Source organism: Lichenibacterium dinghuense (assembly GCF_021730615.1).
GTDB lineage: Bacteria > Pseudomonadota > Alphaproteobacteria > Rhizobiales > Beijerinckiaceae > Lichenihabitans > Lichenihabitans dinghuensis.
Genome location: NZ_JAJLMN010000001.1, coordinates 1,237,357 through 1,252,233, shown reverse-complemented (window position 1 = coordinate 1,252,233; position 14,877 = coordinate 1,237,357). Strand labels below are relative to the sequence as shown.

10 protein-coding genes are annotated in these 14,877 nt (G+C 71.6%); 2 read left to right on the top strand and 8 right to left on the bottom strand.

Going from position 1 to position 14,877, the window contains the following annotated elements; all coding sequences use genetic code 11:
• Positions 1-17: 17 nt before the first annotated feature.
• On the top strand, positions 18-1,073 hold the full coding sequence (locus L7N97_RS05965) for a tartrate dehydrogenase (protein ID WP_237477425.1): 1,056 nt from the start codon (positions 18-20) through the stop codon (positions 1,071-1,073).
• A 317-nt stretch (positions 1,074-1,390) separates the two neighbouring features.
• Here L7N97_RS05965 and L7N97_RS05960 read toward each other — a convergent pair whose 3' ends face one another.
• The 4 genes from L7N97_RS05960 to L7N97_RS05945 all read right to left on the bottom strand — a co-directional run bounded on the left by L7N97_RS05960 (position 1,391) and on the right by L7N97_RS05945 (position 6,223).
• A complete protein-coding gene (locus tag L7N97_RS05960) occupies positions 1,391-3,349 on the bottom strand; it encodes a CHASE2 domain-containing protein (protein ID WP_237477424.1) in 1,959 nt (652 codons plus the stop codon).
• Between the two features lie 68 nt (positions 3,350-3,417).
• Positions 3,418-3,861, bottom strand: coding sequence for a hypothetical protein (locus L7N97_RS05955; protein ID WP_237477423.1), 444 nt, complete (start codon positions 3,859-3,861; stop codon positions 3,418-3,420).
• A 23-nt stretch (positions 3,862-3,884) separates the two neighbouring features.
• Positions 3,885-4,454 (bottom strand): hypothetical protein, encoded by a 570-nt coding sequence (locus tag L7N97_RS05950; protein WP_237477422.1) that lies wholly within the window; start codon positions 4,452-4,454, stop codon positions 3,885-3,887.
• Between the two features lie 59 nt (positions 4,455-4,513).
• The gene (locus L7N97_RS05945; RefSeq protein WP_255721619.1) at positions 4,514-6,223 is read right to left on the bottom strand and encodes a caspase family protein; all 1,710 of its coding nucleotides are present in this window, start codon (positions 6,221-6,223) and stop codon (positions 4,514-4,516) included.
• 610 nt (positions 6,224-6,833) lie between these two features.
• Between L7N97_RS05945 and L7N97_RS05940 the strand changes: the two genes are divergently transcribed.
• Positions 6,834-7,733: an efflux RND transporter periplasmic adaptor subunit gene (locus L7N97_RS05940; RefSeq protein ID WP_237477420.1), complete on the top strand. Its 900-nt coding sequence runs from the start codon at positions 6,834-6,836 to the stop codon at positions 7,731-7,733.
• Between the two features lie 48 nt (positions 7,734-7,781).
• On the opposite strand, the gene L7N97_RS05935 is transcribed toward L7N97_RS05940, so the two are convergent.
• The 4 genes from L7N97_RS05935 to L7N97_RS05920 all read right to left on the bottom strand — a co-directional run bounded on the left by L7N97_RS05935 (position 7,782) and on the right by L7N97_RS05920 (position 14,540).
• Positions 7,782-10,901 carry an efflux RND transporter permease subunit gene (locus L7N97_RS05935; protein WP_237477419.1) on the bottom strand — a complete coding sequence of 1,040 codons (3,120 nt, stop codon included), beginning with the start codon at positions 10,899-10,901 and terminating at the stop codon, positions 7,782-7,784.
• A gap of 49 nt (positions 10,902-10,950) precedes the next feature.
• Positions 10,951-11,742, bottom strand: a complete 792-nt coding sequence (locus L7N97_RS05930) for a permuted SH3 domain-containing protein (protein ID WP_237477418.1) — start codon at positions 11,740-11,742, stop codon at positions 10,951-10,953.
• Between the two features lie 128 nt (positions 11,743-11,870).
• Positions 11,871-12,302 (bottom strand): OmpA family protein, encoded by a 432-nt coding sequence (locus L7N97_RS05925; RefSeq protein WP_237477417.1) that lies wholly within the window; start codon positions 12,300-12,302, stop codon positions 11,871-11,873.
• A gap of 762 nt (positions 12,303-13,064) precedes the next feature.
• On the bottom strand, positions 13,065-14,540 hold the full coding sequence (locus tag L7N97_RS05920) for a caspase family protein (protein ID WP_237477416.1): 1,476 nt from the start codon (positions 14,538-14,540) through the stop codon (positions 13,065-13,067).
• Positions 14,541-14,877 lie beyond the last annotated feature (337 nt).

Sequence of the window (14,877 nt, the reverse complement as noted above, 5' to 3'; positions counted from 1 at the left end):
CGGGGCGGAGTGAAGCCATGACGGACTACAGGATCGCCCTCATCCCGGGCGACGGCATCGGCGTCGACGTGGTCGAGGCCGGCTGGTCGGTGCTCCAGGCGGCCTCCAGGCGCTTCGGCTTCGGCCTCAGCGGCGACGCCTTCCCCTGGTCGTGCGAGCACTACCTCCGGCACGGGCGCATGATGCCGGAGGACGGACTGGAGCAGCTCAGGCCCTACGCTGCGATCTACCTCGGCGCCGTGGGATGGCCGCGGCGCGTGCCGGACGCCGTGTCGCTGCACGGCCTGCTGCTGCCGATCCGCAAGGGGTTCGACCTCTACGTCAACGCCCGGCCGCACCGCCTGCTCAGGGGCGTCAAGGGGCCGCTTCGGGCGGAGGACTTCGACATCCTCTGCATCCGCGAGAACACGGAGGGCGAGTACAGCGGCGCCGGCGGCCGGGTGCACGGTGGCACGGCCGACGAGGTCGCGATCGAAACTTCGGTGTTCACCCGCCGCGGCGTCGAGCGCGTGCTGCGCCACGGTTTCGAGCGGGCCCGCAAGCGCCGTGGCCGGCTCGCCTCCGTCACCAAGTCCAACGCCCAGAAGCACTCCATGGTGTTCTGGGACGACGTGACCGACCTCGTCGCCGCCGACTACCCCGACGTCGCGGTGACGCGCTACCACGTCGACGCGATCGCGGCCCGGTTCATCACGGATCCCGGCAGCCTCGACGTCGTGGTGGCCTCCAACCTGTTCGGCGACATCCTGACCGACATCGGAGCCGCCATCCAGGGCGGCCTCGGCTTCGCGGCCTCCGCCAACATCAATCCGTCGGGCGGGGTGCCGTCCATGTTCGAGCCGGTGCACGGCTCGGCGCCCGACATCGCGGGCCGCGGCCTCGCCAACCCGCTCGCCGCGATCTGGTCGGGCGCCCTCATGCTGGAGCACCTCGGCGAGGTCGAAGCCGCCAGGGCCGTGCTCGACGCCGCCGAGCGGGTCGTCGCGACCGGGAAGATCCTGACGCCGGACCAGGGCGGGACCGCCTCGACGGCGGCCGTCGCAGCCGCCGTGGCGGCCGAGGTCGGGCCGTGACGCCGCCGCCTGCGCCTCAGCCCCGGGATGGGGATCTGGTGCGACGACGGTGCTGGTCCTCCGCGGTGCCGCCCCTGGCGCAGCATCGGCACCGCTCACGGGTGGTCGAAGCGCGACGATCGCGATTTCCCGGAGCTGCTGCAGGGCATCGCGGCGAAGGGCGATACGCCGACCGAGAAGGTCGAAGTGGCGCGATCGGGGACATCGGCGCCGCGGTCCTCGCGGAGAGGGGGAAGGCCCACCCTCACGGCTCCGGACATCACGGCAGCCCGTGAAAGCCGGGACGAAGCCGACTCCTCCGATCCGAAGGCGAGGCGTCAGTCGGGCATCGCCGAGACGGTATAGAATGCGACCGGGTCGTCGAACCCCTTGAGGGGCGCTTGCCCGACCAGCACCGCGCGTTCAGGCCGAGTGCCGGCCGGAGGGGCAGCGCTCATCGACTCCACGGTCGATCCAGCGATCACGATATCGATGCCGTGCAGGCGGCATAGCTTTTCGAGGCGGGCGGCGAGGTTCATGGGCTCGCCGATCGCCGAGAAGCTGCTCTTCTGCTCGGAGCCGTACCGGCCCACGAAGGCGACCCCGGTCGCGATGGCACATTTGAAGGTGAGGGGAGACCCCCGGTCCGAACGATCGGCCTCGATCAGGGCGAGGGCCGCCCTCACCGCGCGCGACGCGTGGTCGGGCTGCGGCTGGACGCCGTTCCAGAACGCGATCACCGCGTCGCCGTCGAACTTGTCGAGGCAGCCGCCGTGTCGGTCGATGGCGGACTGAGCCAGAGAGAACTTCCTGTTGATGGCTGCGACGATCGCCTCAGGCCTGTCCCGGTGGGCGGCGCAGAAGGGCGTGAAGTCGTTCAGATCCGCCATCAGCACGGTGATGATCCGCTCGCTGCCGTGCAGGACGGTCCGCCTCGCGTCGAGGGTCGCCTCGACGACGTGGGGCGGCAGCCAGCGCCCGAAGGCGAGCTTGAGATCCGCCAGAGCCATGTCCCGCCTGAGCGCCACCGCCATCGTGCCGGCGATGCAGAAGCCGCTCATCACGGCTGCGACGTTGCCGATCGGGAGCCAGAGGCGCCAGACCGCCAAGCCGAAGGTCGCGATCCCGATCGCGGTCGCGCCCAGCAGGGCGAGCGACGCCGACAGGATCGCGGCGGAGCGGGCCGTCGTGCCCAGCATCCGGCTTCGGCCGGCCGGCAGGCGAACCGAGCGATCGACGAGCCGCATGATGGCGAGGACGAGGCAGGCGAGCGACATGTCCACGCCGATGCGGAGGGGCTCCGGCGCGAGCGCGATCGGTGATCGCGACTGGAGCGCCTCGACGGCCGCGGCCTGGAGGAACGCGCCGGGCACGCGGGCCGCCTTCCGGCCGGAGGCTGCGTCCGTGCGCCCGCCGCAGGCCGGGCCGCCACCGCGCACAGCGACCGATCGGGGCAGGAAGCGGTCCGGACCCGCGTGCTCGTCCTCGCCCCCGAGGCCGGAGCCGATCACGACCGTCCGGCCCCGCAGCAGACGCCCGAGGTCGTCGCGTCCCTCGGGGGTCGCGAGGCAGGTCGCGACCTCCGAGCCGGACAGGTGCGGGATCGTGCCCACCGCGGCCGCCGGCACCATGAAAGTCCGGCCCGCGAGACTGTCTGACCCCTCGGGATCCCGCGCCAGCGCGGCGGCGAAACCGAACCGCCTGTCGCCGTCCGGGAGCCGCACACGGTCGGCGACACTGCGGACGCGGCCGTCGCCCTCGGTCTGCAGATCGATGACGCCCAACCGCGCCGGGCCGACCATCCCCGCGTACCGCGGCGCGGGCGGAACGGAGGCGTCCGTCCCGAGCACCACGTCCTCGCCCCGCGACGCCAGGAGATCCGCGAGCGGGGCGTCGTACCCGGGCGACGCGCCCAGCGGAGGCGGAAGATCGGCCGGATCGAACGCGAACACGAGGTCGTAGCCGATCCGCCGCGCGCCGGCGTCCAGGAGGTCGCGGCCGAGCCGGCCGAGTTGCGGCTGTTGCAGCGCCCTCGGCACCGACGACCAGCCGGGTGCCGTCAGGGTCGTCCGGTCGATGAGCACGACCGCGGTCGTCGGCCAGGGATCGCCGCGGTGCAGGGCGGCGAGGGCGGCGACCGATGCGTCGTAGAGGAAGGCGTCGGCGCCGGACAGAGGGGAGACGCGGCCCGCGAAGTCGCTCTCGACGGCCAAGCCCACCGCGGAGGCGGCCAGGAGCAAGGCCAGCGCGCCGGTCGCCGCACCCGTCGCCCGCCCGCCGGCGAGGACCCGCCGCAAGGCCTGCTCGCACCGCGCCGCCCCGAGCCGGACCGTCGACGCCGTCGTCCGCGCGAATGCCGTCCCGATCATCTCCGGGCAGGCGGGGCGACGTGGCGTAGGCCGCGCAGGATGACGCCGCCGTTCTCGTCCGGGGCGTCGGAGTCGTCGCAGGCGCCGGCGTCGGTGACCCTCGGCGACCCGACCAGGACCGCCACCGCGGAGCCGCCGATGCTGACGGTCCCGGGTCCCTCGATCCGGACGGCCGCCCTGCGTCGGCCGTTGCAGATGACGAGCGCCTCGCCCGGATCGACGACGACGGTCTCGCCGTCGTGCACCCCCTGCAGCACCTCGACGCGGCGCCAGTGGCCCGCAGGGTCTGTGGCCGACGGCCGGCCATGGACGCTCAGGACGACGCCGACGTCGCCCGCCGCCAATGCGGGCCAGGCCGACAGCGCCAGCCCGGCCGCCGCGGCGCGGATGCGGCCGGGCCGGCGGGCTTCGCGGCCGCCCGCGCGCCCGTGGAGCTCCACGGGATCCCGCTTCGCCGACGCGGTCAAAGCTTGACCGCGCTCCAGGATCCCGCGCAGCCGTCCGACTGGCGGAAAGATCCGCTCGCGGACCCGCCGGTGATCTGTCCCTGGCCGGCGATCGTGAGCCCGTTGACGGCGCTCACGATCGAGACCGCGCCGGAGGGGCTCACCCTGCCGCTCCCGTTGCTCGCGCTGATGCGGCCCCGCGAGATCATGACCTGGGTCGTTCCCGCCGCCGAGCAGCCGTTGGACGAGACCGTCCACATGCCGTCGTAGCTCGCGAGCCCTCCGCTGGCCCGCGCGCTCCTGCGCGGCTCCGGGGCGGCCGGGCGTTCGATGTAGCGCGGCTGGTAGACCACCTCGCGCCTGACGATCACCCGTGGCGCGGGCGTGGGCGCGCTGCGGGCCGCCGCCGCGGGTCGCGGGCGCGGCTTGGCCCGCACGGTCCTGGTCGCCGGCGCGGCCAGACTCCCGCCGACCCCGCCGCCGTCCGCCTGCGCCACAACGACGGGGTCGGCGCGGACCCCGTGCGGGACGGCGCCCGTGCCGGCGATCACCGCGCCGAAGCCTGCGAGGAGAACGGCGTAGCGCATCCGAAACCTTTCATCGCGGGAGGGGAGGGGAGGGGCGGTCCGAGGCGGGCGAGGGGCGCCTATTTGAGGCCGTAGCGGGCGTATTCCGCTTCGACCCCGGGATCGAGCGCCAGCGCGTCGGAGATGTCCTTCTCGGCCGCTTCGCGCCGCCCGAGCCGGAGTTTCGCGATCCCGCGCCCGTAGAGGGCCGAGCTCTGCTTCGGGTCCAGCCGGACCGCCGCGTCGTAGTCGACGAGCGCCGCCTCCACGCTGCCCCGCTTCATCTGCACGAGGCCTCGGCTGTCATGCGCGTCGGCGAAGTTGGGCCGCAGCTTCAGAGCCCTGTCGCAGTCGTCCATGGCGGTCTGGAGCTGCCCCACCATGCTCCGCGTCCAGCACCGGTCGTTGAACGCGTCGGCGTCGTCCGGGGCGAGGCTGATCGCCCGGTCGAAGTCCAGCAGCGCCAGCGTGTAGCTCCCGTGCTGGGCGAGCAGGCGCCCGCGCTCGAAGAGGGCGTCCTGGTCGCGCGGGTTGCGTCCGATGCGCCTGTCGAGCTCGGCCTGCCGTGCCCTTTCGAGGGAGCTCATGGGGGTCTCGGCCGGGGCGTCTACAGCGGAGGGAGGGGCCCCGCCGTTCGGCGGAAGCGAGGCCACCTTGACGGGCGGCGCCGGTGCCGCGACTGACCCGTCCGCCGCGGCCGGCGCTGGTCCGGCCGTGGCCGTCGACGCGGGGGGAGGCGGGACGCTCGCCTTCGCCGGCGATGCGTCCGTGGGGGGCGCCGGCGGGGGCGGAGGGGATCCGTGGACGGCCGGCTCGGCGGCGGGTTTGGGGGCGTCCGCTGCGGCCGGCGCGGGCGCGGGCGGAACATCGGCCTTCGCCGGGGGCGCCGACGCGGCAGGCGGCGGATCCGAGGCGGGGGTGGATGCTGCCGGCGGCGGCAGGGCGGCCACCTTCACGGGCGGCGGGGGAGCGGGCTCGGGCGGCGGGGGAGGAACGCCCGCCTTCACCGCGGGCGGCGGGAGGGGTTTGGCGGCCTGCTCGGGGTCGAAGGAGAACGGCACGTCGAGGCCCGAGACCACGCTCGGGTTCTGTTGGCTCTGCGTGCGCGCGGCAACCTGGTCGCGGCAGAGCAGGAAGGCCTGCTCCGCATCGATGCCGGGGGTCTCGATGGCTTTCGCGAACTCTGCCGCGAACACGGCCTCGTCCCCGCTCTCCCCGACGAGCGCTCCCGGGGCCGCGGAGGCGAGGGTCAGCGCTCCCGGCGAGGCCCTCAGGGCGGCGAGGCCGGCCGACACGCTCCTGAACCGTCGCTCGAACGGGTTCCGCCGCGAAGCGTCGAGGATCAGGACTTCGGCCCGTGCGCCGCGGTCCGCCATCGATCGGACGAGCGCGTCGACCGACGTCCCGGCGCGCAGAACGTCGGCGTCGCTCCAGATGCGGGCATCGGTGGGGACGAGGTAGTTCTTGCCGGCGACCTGGATGCCCACCCCGGAGAAGTAGACGGCGGCGACCGCGCCCGGCCTGATCGCATCGAGGAAGTGCCGGACGGCGTCGGCCATGGCCGGACCGCCCGCGTCCACGGCGGTCTGGACCTCGAAACCGCGCCGGGCGAGCGCTTCGGCGACGGCCTTGCCGTCGGAAACCGGCGTCTTCAACGGCCTGTCGGCATCGGGATAGTTCGATTCGCTCAGGACCAATGCGACGCGGGGAGGGGCGGCGGCGGCGTGGGGCGAGGACGCGGCGAGCAGGGCTGACGCGACGGCGATTGGTCGAATCCGTCCTTTGAACATCCGGTCACCCGATGGCTGTCGTCCCGCCGGATTCGAAATGAAACGCGCGCCTTCTGCTTATATCGCGCACAAGGCCCCGTCCAGCCAAGTCGACACCTGCGAGCTGTCCTGACCTAGAAAATCTGTATCGATCGATCCTCCGGCGATGCTCTGTCGGCGTGCACACCGACCCGCAGAGATCGACGAAATCAGGATCGTTCCGCTCGAGCGTCATACAAGGGAGCGCGATATCAGGACATCGCGACCGCTCGATCGGGGCCCTCTCCGTCGAAAGAGCGCGGCGTGTGATCATTTCCCGAGGAGGGCCGCACTGGATAGAGGAAGATCGTATCGATACTTCCGGTCCTTGCCGTCCACCCGAGTTGTGTCATAGTCGTGCGGGAGCGGCGCCTTTGCACGAGATGTCCGCCGGGCGACGGACCGGAAGGCTCGGAGATCTATCTGCGGTTGAGCGATGTCTCGCCCGAAAGGCGAGCCCGTTCATGAGCTCGCGGTGAAGCCATGACAGCGGCGGGACGGGCCAGGGCTGGGAGGACGCGCTGTGGCACACAGGTTCGCGGCAGGCGGGTCCGCCGATCGATCCCGCGCGAGAACCGCATCCACTCGGGTCGTGCGGAGCGGGGGGATCCGCGAGCTCGCCGCCGCCGTCCTGGGGGTGGCCGGCCTGCTCGCGTCGGTCGTGCCGAGCGGGGCTGAACCCCCCGACCCTGACCGCCTGTCCGGCATGGCGGTCAGCGTGACGCCGGCGCGGACCCTGTGCTTCGAGGATCGCGTCGACGTTTCGGGCACGGTGGTGCCGCGGCGGGAGGTCGGCGCCGGCCCGGATCGCGACGGGCTGCAAGTCGGGCAGACGCTGGTCGATGTGCGCGACGAGGTGACCCCCGGGCAGATCCTGGCTCGGCTCGTCCCGGCCGAGGGACAGGGCAACGCGGCCCCGGAGGCGGTGCGCAGCCCGGTGGCGGGCATCGTCGAGGTCAGCGACGCGAGCCCCGGCGCCCCGGCCTCCCCGCGCCAGCCCCTGTTCCGGATCATCGCCGGCGGCGACCTCGACCTGCAGGCCGAGGCGACCGCGGCCGACCTCCTCAAGGCCGCGGTCGGGCAGCCCGTGACCGTGACGCCGCTCGGATCGCCGGACCTGTCCGGGACCGTTCAGGCGATCCTGCCGGCCGTCAGCCCCGGCTCGCAGCTCGGCCGCCTCCGCGTCGCGATCAGCGGGGGGCACGAGGTCCGCGTCGGAACCTTCGCGCACGGCCGCATCGTGGTGGGGCGGCGCTGCGGCGTCGGCGTGCCGTCGTCCGCCGTCCTGTACCCGCCCGACGGCACCGTCGTGCAGGTCGTCGTGGGCCGGCAGGTGCAGGCCCGCCGCGTGAGCGTGGGGCTGGCGTCCGGGACCGAGGTGGAGATCGTCTCCGGCCTCAAGGAGCGCGACGTCGTGGTGGTGCGCGCCGGCCCGTTCCTGCGCGACGGGGAGGAGGTGAGCCCGATCCTCGTCGAGCCGGGCGCGGAATAGAGCAGGCCACGAGCGGGAAACTGCAATTCGTCGCTCGCGGCGGCGACGCTAGACCGGATCGGAGGCGCCCTCGACCCGGCCGTCGATCGCCGGCCCGGCCCGGCCCTGGCGGCCGCGCGCGCCTCCCGCGACGGCGCGGCCCAGCCAGAGGAGGCCGTCGGACAGGGCGCAGACCGCCATGAACACCGACGGGACGAAGACCAGGGACAGCAGGGTCGAGAACACCAGCCCGCCGATCACCGCGATCGCCATCGGCGAGCGGAACTCCCCGCCGATGCCGAAGGCGAGGGCGCTCGGCAGCATCCCGGCCACCATGGCGACCGTGGTCATCACGATGGGTCGGGCGCGCTTCTGCCCGGCCTCGACGATCGCCGCCGCGCGGGGCGTGCCGTCGCGCATGGCCTCGATCGCGAACTCGATCAGCATGATGGCGTTCTTGGTCACGATGCCCATGAGCATCAGGATGCCGATCCAGACCGGCGTCGTGAGCTGCTGGCCGGTGACCATCAGCGCGATCACGGCACCGCCCAGGGACAGGGGCAGGGAGAACAGCACCGTCAGGGGCTGCAGGAAGCTGCCGAACAGCAGCACCAGCACGGCGTAGACCATCATGAGGCCGGCGCTGAGGGCGTGCGCGAAACCGGCCGATAGCTCGTTGAGGCTTTCGGCGTCGCCGCCTTGGTCCACCACCGTGCCGGGAGGAAGCGAGCGCATGACAGGCAGGGCGGCGACGCTCTTCAGCGCGTCGCCGAGCGCGGCGTCGCCGACGAGATCCGCCTCCACGGTGGCCTGGCGCTGCCGGTCGTAGCGCGTGATGTTGGTGGGCCCCTGGCGAGGCGACAGGTCGGCGACGGCTGCGAGCGGCACGCTGCCGCCCGCGCCCGCCGGAACCCGCAGGGACCGGAGCACGGCGAGGTCGTTCCGGGCGCGGTCGTCGAGCTGCACGCGGATGGGCACCAGAGCGCCGCCCGCGTCGAACTTGGGCAGCGCGGGACCCACGTCCCCGATGGTGGCGACGCGGACGGTCTCGGCCAGCATCTCCGGCATGACGCCGAGCCGGGCCGACAGGTCCAGGTGCGGCTCGATGACGAGCTCCGGCCGCTCCAGCGCCGTGCCGGCGATCACGTTTCCGACGCCGTCGATCCGCCGCGCCTGATCGACGAGTTCGTCCGCCACATTGGCGACGATGCGCGGGTCGGGCCCTCGCACCACGTAGGAGATGGCCCGGAGGCCGTTCTCGTCGACGAAGAAGTGCCGGATGTCGGGGATCTTGCGCAGGCGGAGGTCGATCTCGCGTTCGAGCGCGCGCTGGCTGAGGCGGCGGTCCCGCTTCGGCGCGTAGTTGACGATGATCGTGGCGCGCCGCTCGTCGATGTTGCCCTGCGGCAGGCGGCCGCCGTTCACGAAGACGTCGCGGACCTCGGGCAGGCCTCGGATGGCGGCCGTGACGTCTCCCGTGACCTTCTCGGTATAGGCCAGCTCCGACCCGGGCGGCAGCTCGACGCCCATGACCGAGCGCGACGTGTCCTGGGCCGGCAGGAACCCCTTGGAGAGCAGGCCGATGCTCGCGATCGACGCCGCGAAGATCCCGAGGCCGACCAGCAGCGTGATGGGGTAGTGGCGCACTGAGGCCGAGGCGAGGCGCGTGTAGGCGCGCAGAACCGGCCCTTGACGGGCCTCCACGGCGCGATGGGGCTTCATCAGGTACGCGGCCAGCATGGGCGTGACGAAGCGGGCGGCCAGCAGCGAGAACAGCACCTGCACCGCGACCGTGATGCCGAACTGCTTGAAGAACTGGCCGGCGATGCCGGACATGAAGCTGGCGGGCGTGAAGATGGCGATGATGGTGAGGCTGATCGCGATCACGGCGAGGCCGATCTCGTCGGCGGCATCCGAGGCAGCCTGGAGGGCCGGCTTGCCCATCCGCATGTGCCGCACGATGTTCTCGATCTCGACGATCGAGTCGTCGACCAGGATGCCGGTAGACAGGGTGATGGCGAGGAAGCTCACGAGGTTCAGCGAGAACCCCAGCACGTCCATGGCCCAGAACGCGGGCATGATCGACAGGGGCAGCGACAGGGCCACGATGACGGTGGCCCGGATGTCCCGCAGGAACAGGAACACGATCACCACGGCCAGGATCGCGCCCTCGAACAGGGTCTCGATCGCGGCGTCGTAGTTGCCGACGGTGAAGTCGACCGAGGTGTCGATGAGCCGAAGGTCGAAGTCCGGGTGCTCGGCCCTGATGAGGTCGATGCGCCGGCGGACGGCGTCGGCCACGACGACGTCGCTCGCGCCCTGCGCCCGCTTGACCCCGACCGCCACGACGGCGTTTCCGTCCAGCCGGGCGAAGGACCGGCGCTCAGCGATGGAGTCCGTCACCCCGCCGAGGTCCTTGAGGCGGACCTCGCCGCCGGACGGCAGAGTCACCATGGTGCTGGCCAGCGCGTCCAGCGTGGGCGCGGAGGCGAGCGTGCGGATCGCCTCGTCCCGCCCCCCGATGGCGGCCCGCCCCCCGGTCACCGTCACGTTGGTGCCGCGCAGGCGCCGGCTGACGTCGACGGCGCTCAGCCCGAAGGCCTGCAGCCGGTAGGGGTCGAGCGCGACCAGGATCTCGCGCGTCACCCCGCCGATGAGGTCCACCTGGCCGACGCCCTTCACGTCCTGCAGCGAGCGCTTCACCACCTCGTCCATGAAGGCCGAGATCTGGGCCGGGGTCTTGTCCGGCGCCACCGCCGCATAGGTGACGATCGGCAGCCCCACGACGTCGACGCGCTGGATGAGCGGCTCCTCCGCGCTGCGCGGCAGGCTCGCCCGGACGCGCGTCACCGCGTCCTTGACGTCGTTCAACGCCCGGTCCGTGTTGGTTTCCAGGCGGAACGCGATGGTCGTGACCGACAGCCCGTCCGTGATCGAGGACGAGATATGGCGGACGCCCTCGACGCTCGACACGCCGTCCTCCACCGTCCGCGTGACCTGCGCCTCGATCTCGGCCGGGGCGGCGCCGAACTGGCTGACCACGACGGAGATCAGGGGGATGTCGGCGCTCGGCAGGCGCGTGACGGGGAGGCGGAGGAAGCTCGACCAGCCGAGCAGCAGCAGCACGATCGAGAAGACGATCGAGGGCAGGGGCCGCCTGATCGCGAGCGACGAAACGTTCAGCGCCATGCCGACCTCACGACCTTGCCGACGCGCGGATCACGGGGGCCTCGCGCTGTCACGGCTTCGCTGGCGCGGCGGGCGGGCCGGAAAGGGCGTCCGCGGGCAGGCCTTCGACGCCCGACCCCGCCGAAGCCACCACGACGTCGCCCTCGGACAGGCCTTCGCGGACCTGGACGTCGGTGTCGTCCGACAGACCCGTCACGATCGTTCGCCTTTCCAGCGTCGCGCCGTCGAGCACCTGCACGCTGGCGACGCCGTCCTTCAGCGTGACGGCCGCCTGCGGGATCGTGACCCTGCATTCCCGCCCGACCTCGATCCTGACGCTCGCGAACTGCCCGGGCCTGAGGTGGGACGCGGCGTCGACCGCGACGCGAGCCTGGCCCAGCTGCGTTGCCGGGTTCACCGTGCTCACGGGGTCCTTGACCGTGGCACCGGCGTCGGCGCCGTGGAGGCCGCGCACGCGGGCGCCCGCGCCCCTCCGGATGCGCGCCGCGAAGGGGCTCGGCACGTCGACGACGACGTCGATGGCGGCGTCGGTGGTGATCGTGAGCAGGGGCTGGCCCGCCGATGCGGCACCCGTGAGGTCCCCCGCGGCCGCGGCGAGTTGGGTGACGGTGCCGGCCGCCGGCGCGCGCAGGACCGCGGGTGCGGCGGTCGCGGCCGGGCCCGGGTCGGTCGGCACGGCCCGTATGAGATCCTGGCTCGCCGCGACGGCGTCCCCCTCGCTCACCAGGACCTCGCTGATCCGGTAGCCGGGCATCGGCAGGGCGAGGCGACGTTCGCCACGGGCGACCGCGAAGCCGGTCACGCGGACGGTTTCGGTGATGCAGGCCTTCGCGACCCTCATCGGGCCGATCGAGGGCCTCTCGATGGGCGCCGCGGAGGCCGCACAGGCGAGCGCCCCGCCCACGACCGACGCCAGCGCGGCACCGCACGCGGCCCGGCGAGCGCGACCGCGCGGGGGCGCGCGATCGCTCACTTCGCCGCGCTTCTGGTCGGCAGCAGGTTCACAGCCTGGACGCGCCGGTTGATGGCCGCCGTCGGGTCGGCGGGGTCCTTGAGGTCGGTCTTGCCATAGCCCACCGCGATCAGGTCCGACGGTGGCACGTGGTAGCGCTGGATCAGGAAGGCCCGCACGGACGCGGCGCGGCGCTCCGACAGAGCCTGGTTGAACTGGTCGCTGCCCTTCGCGTCCGTGTAGCCGGCGATCAGGAAGGTCCGGCCCCTGAACTCGGGGCTCGAGATCGCTTCGCCGAGCATGACCGCGGTCTTCATCGCCTGGCCACGCAGCGCGTCCGAGTTGAAGTCGAACTGCAGCACGAGGTCGATGGACGGTTTGTCGGCCTTGAAGGTCGCCAGCTTGGCGCGGTCGTCGCCCGTGAAGGATGTCGCCGGCCTGTTCCGCAAGGAATCGACGAACCCGGAGTTGTCGTCGCCGGCTTCGGGCCTGTGCGCGGACAGGCTCCGCGTCAAAGGCGCCGCGGGCGACAACGCCTGCCTGATGCGATCCACCGTCAGCTCTTGCGCCGACGCTGAGGCTGTCAGGCACAGGCCGGCGACGATGCAGATGGCCGCGAGCGCAGTCGGGAAAGGTCTGTCTGTCATCGTGAGCCCCCGGCGGACGGTTTCCGGTCGCCGCTCGTCTCGTCACGCGCAGTCCCCATGCCGACCTCTGGTGATGAGGGGCATCAGCCTGGCGGCGGGAAGGGCGGGGGGCACCAGGGTCGACCCTGTAAACGGTGCCCGCAGATTGCGGCCGGCGACTCCGTTCGATGAATGATCGGAAAAGATCGAAGCAAACACTTGAAGAGAGATGAACGTGCCACGCCGTCTCTGTCACGGCAAGCAGTTTGTGGCCCGATCCTGATCCGACCGTGACAGGGCATCTCCCCCGATATCGTCTATGATCGGGTTGAATCAGGGTGCATAGGTTTCCGGTGAAGACATACGAGGATATTTCATCGAACGAATTTATTTTATCCGGTCTACCGCCTTTTCGATGGTAAATGACACGTCGTTGTTTGCACGTTTAGAGCTCAAAGGGGAGGTGTTCCTAGGGTCTATCGTGCGCCGGCGTCACCGAATTCTGGTCGTGAGCCGTGTTCATCATGCGGCTGGGGAGCAGTGAGTTCATCGTCGTCTGGTCGAGGCCGCAGACGGATGTCAGCGTCACTGCGGTTTCAGCTCCGCCCTGCGGCCGGAACCGTCCGCGCAGACCGCGTCGACGACGCGACAGGCGATCCCGCGCGCCCCGCACTGTTTGAGCGCTTCCTCGCGCGCGTGGTCCATGTCGTCGCGCCAAGCCATGAAATACGACACCGACGACGCCGCCAGAGCACCGCACTGCTTGCCGGAGTAGCTCACGACCTGGGTGCAGTCGACGGCCCCGCAATGCTTCCGCGCCTGTGAGAGGGCCTCGCGCCGGCTCGGCTTGTCCCATGTCAGCCCGAAGCGCTTCGCGCGGGGGCCGAACGCGATCGCCCCCCAAGGGGAAGGTGGTCTGGTGTTGCGCAGGGCATCCAGCAACTGCGGCGTCGGTCGGTCGGTGCGCGGCAGGCCCGCACGGCCCTCGAAGCCCTGGATCGCCGACACCATGGCGGCAGAATCCGCGTCCCCCGGATCGAAGCCCTGGTCGAACAGGCGATCCCCGATCTCGCGCAGGTAGATGGGGTCGGAGACGGTCCGGTTCGGGGAAGCTTCGAGGCTCGCCACCTGGGCGGCGGCCGGCTGGGCGGCCGGGGCCGGCTTCGAGGGCGTATCGGCAGGCCGTTCCGGCGTGGGGGCATCGATCCGGGGAGCCGAGCCCTCGTCCGTGGGAGCCAGATAAACCCGCCCTCCGGTGATCTCGTTGTACGAGGCCGGCGTCTGCGGGTGGTGATCAGGCGTCGTGGCGGCGAGCTGGGACACGTTCTCCCGAACCTCGTAGGCCAGATCGTCGAGGTTCAGGCCCGGGCGCGTCAGCAGGGGCAGGAGCACGCGCGTGAACACCGAGTTGGGATCCGGGTCCGCGTCGGACAGCCGGTCCAGAGCCGACTGGCCGTAGCCGGCGGAATACAGGGAGAACACCCCGGTCGCCTCCGGTGGGTGGGCGAAGCCCCGAATGAGCCCGACCGAGCGCAGGCCCGGCTTCCTGAACGGGTTGTCGCGGCACGAGTCGAGGATCATCACGGTCACCCGCGGCCTGTTCTCCTGGAGGGCGGCGATGATGTCCGCCTCAGACATGGCCTGATTGGCGAGGCGCTGTTCCTGCCCCTGCTCGATGTCGGGGATGTCCGACGGCACGACGTAGTTGCCGCTCCCGAGCGCGATGCCGTGCCCTGCGAAGTAGAACAACGCGGTGTCGCCGGGATGGATGAGCGCGCTGAGTTCGTAAAGCTTGTCGACGATCTGAGATCGCGTGAGGTCCGTGCCGCGCAGGACCTTGAACCCGTCCCGCTCGAGCGCATCGCCCACGGCGGTGGCATCGTTGACGGCCTTCACGAGTTGCCGGTCCGCTTCGAGGTGGCTGTAATGATTGTTGCCGACGACGAGCGCGAAACGGTGGTCGGCAGGAGTCGCCAGGGTGCGGTCGGGTCGCAGGACCGAGCCTGCCACCAAGGAGGCGAGGACAATTGAAAGGCGGAGGAGCAGCTTTCTGCTCGGCACCGCCGCTGCGAGGATCTCCGCGCCGGCGAGGGCCGATGCCGAAGGCCGCCAACGCTGCCGACCCCGTCCCGGCGCGACGTCCGACCCCTGGCGACCCGTGAAACTCGACGAAGCAGGAGGCATGTCTGGTCCCCAGATGTGGGACGGCGGGGTGCGCTTCCGAAGACGCCGCGCGCAGGGATGGTCCCCCATCATACGGAGTGGGCCGACAGTGGCAACCGGTCGTCGCACTCCTCCGGGGAAACTCTGCCCTATGACGGTGTTTGCACAAGTTGACTGGGCCGATGAAGCGATAGTACTTTCGGCTCTGAGGAGGAGTTGTAAAGCGAGATAAAAC

Excerpts from the sequence above, each read along its gene's own strand:
- L7N97_RS05930 (WP_237477418.1), bottom strand. The coding sequence starts at position 11,742 with ATGAGGGTCGCGAAGGCCTGCATCACCGAAACCGTCCGCGTGACCGGC.
- L7N97_RS05965 (WP_237477425.1), top strand. The coding sequence starts at position 18 with ATGACGGACTACAGGATCGCCCTCATCCCGGGCGACGGCATCGGCGTC.
- L7N97_RS05935 (WP_237477419.1), bottom strand. The coding sequence starts at position 10,901 with ATGGCGCTGAACGTTTCGTCGCTCGCGATCAGGCGGCCCCTGCCCTCG.
- L7N97_RS05945 (WP_255721619.1), bottom strand. The coding sequence starts at position 6,223 with ATGTTCAAAGGACGGATTCGACCAATCGCCGTCGCGTCAGCCCTGCTC.
- L7N97_RS05950 (WP_237477422.1), bottom strand. The coding sequence starts at position 4,454 with ATGCGCTACGCCGTTCTCCTCGCAGGCTTCGGCGCGGTGATCGCCGGC.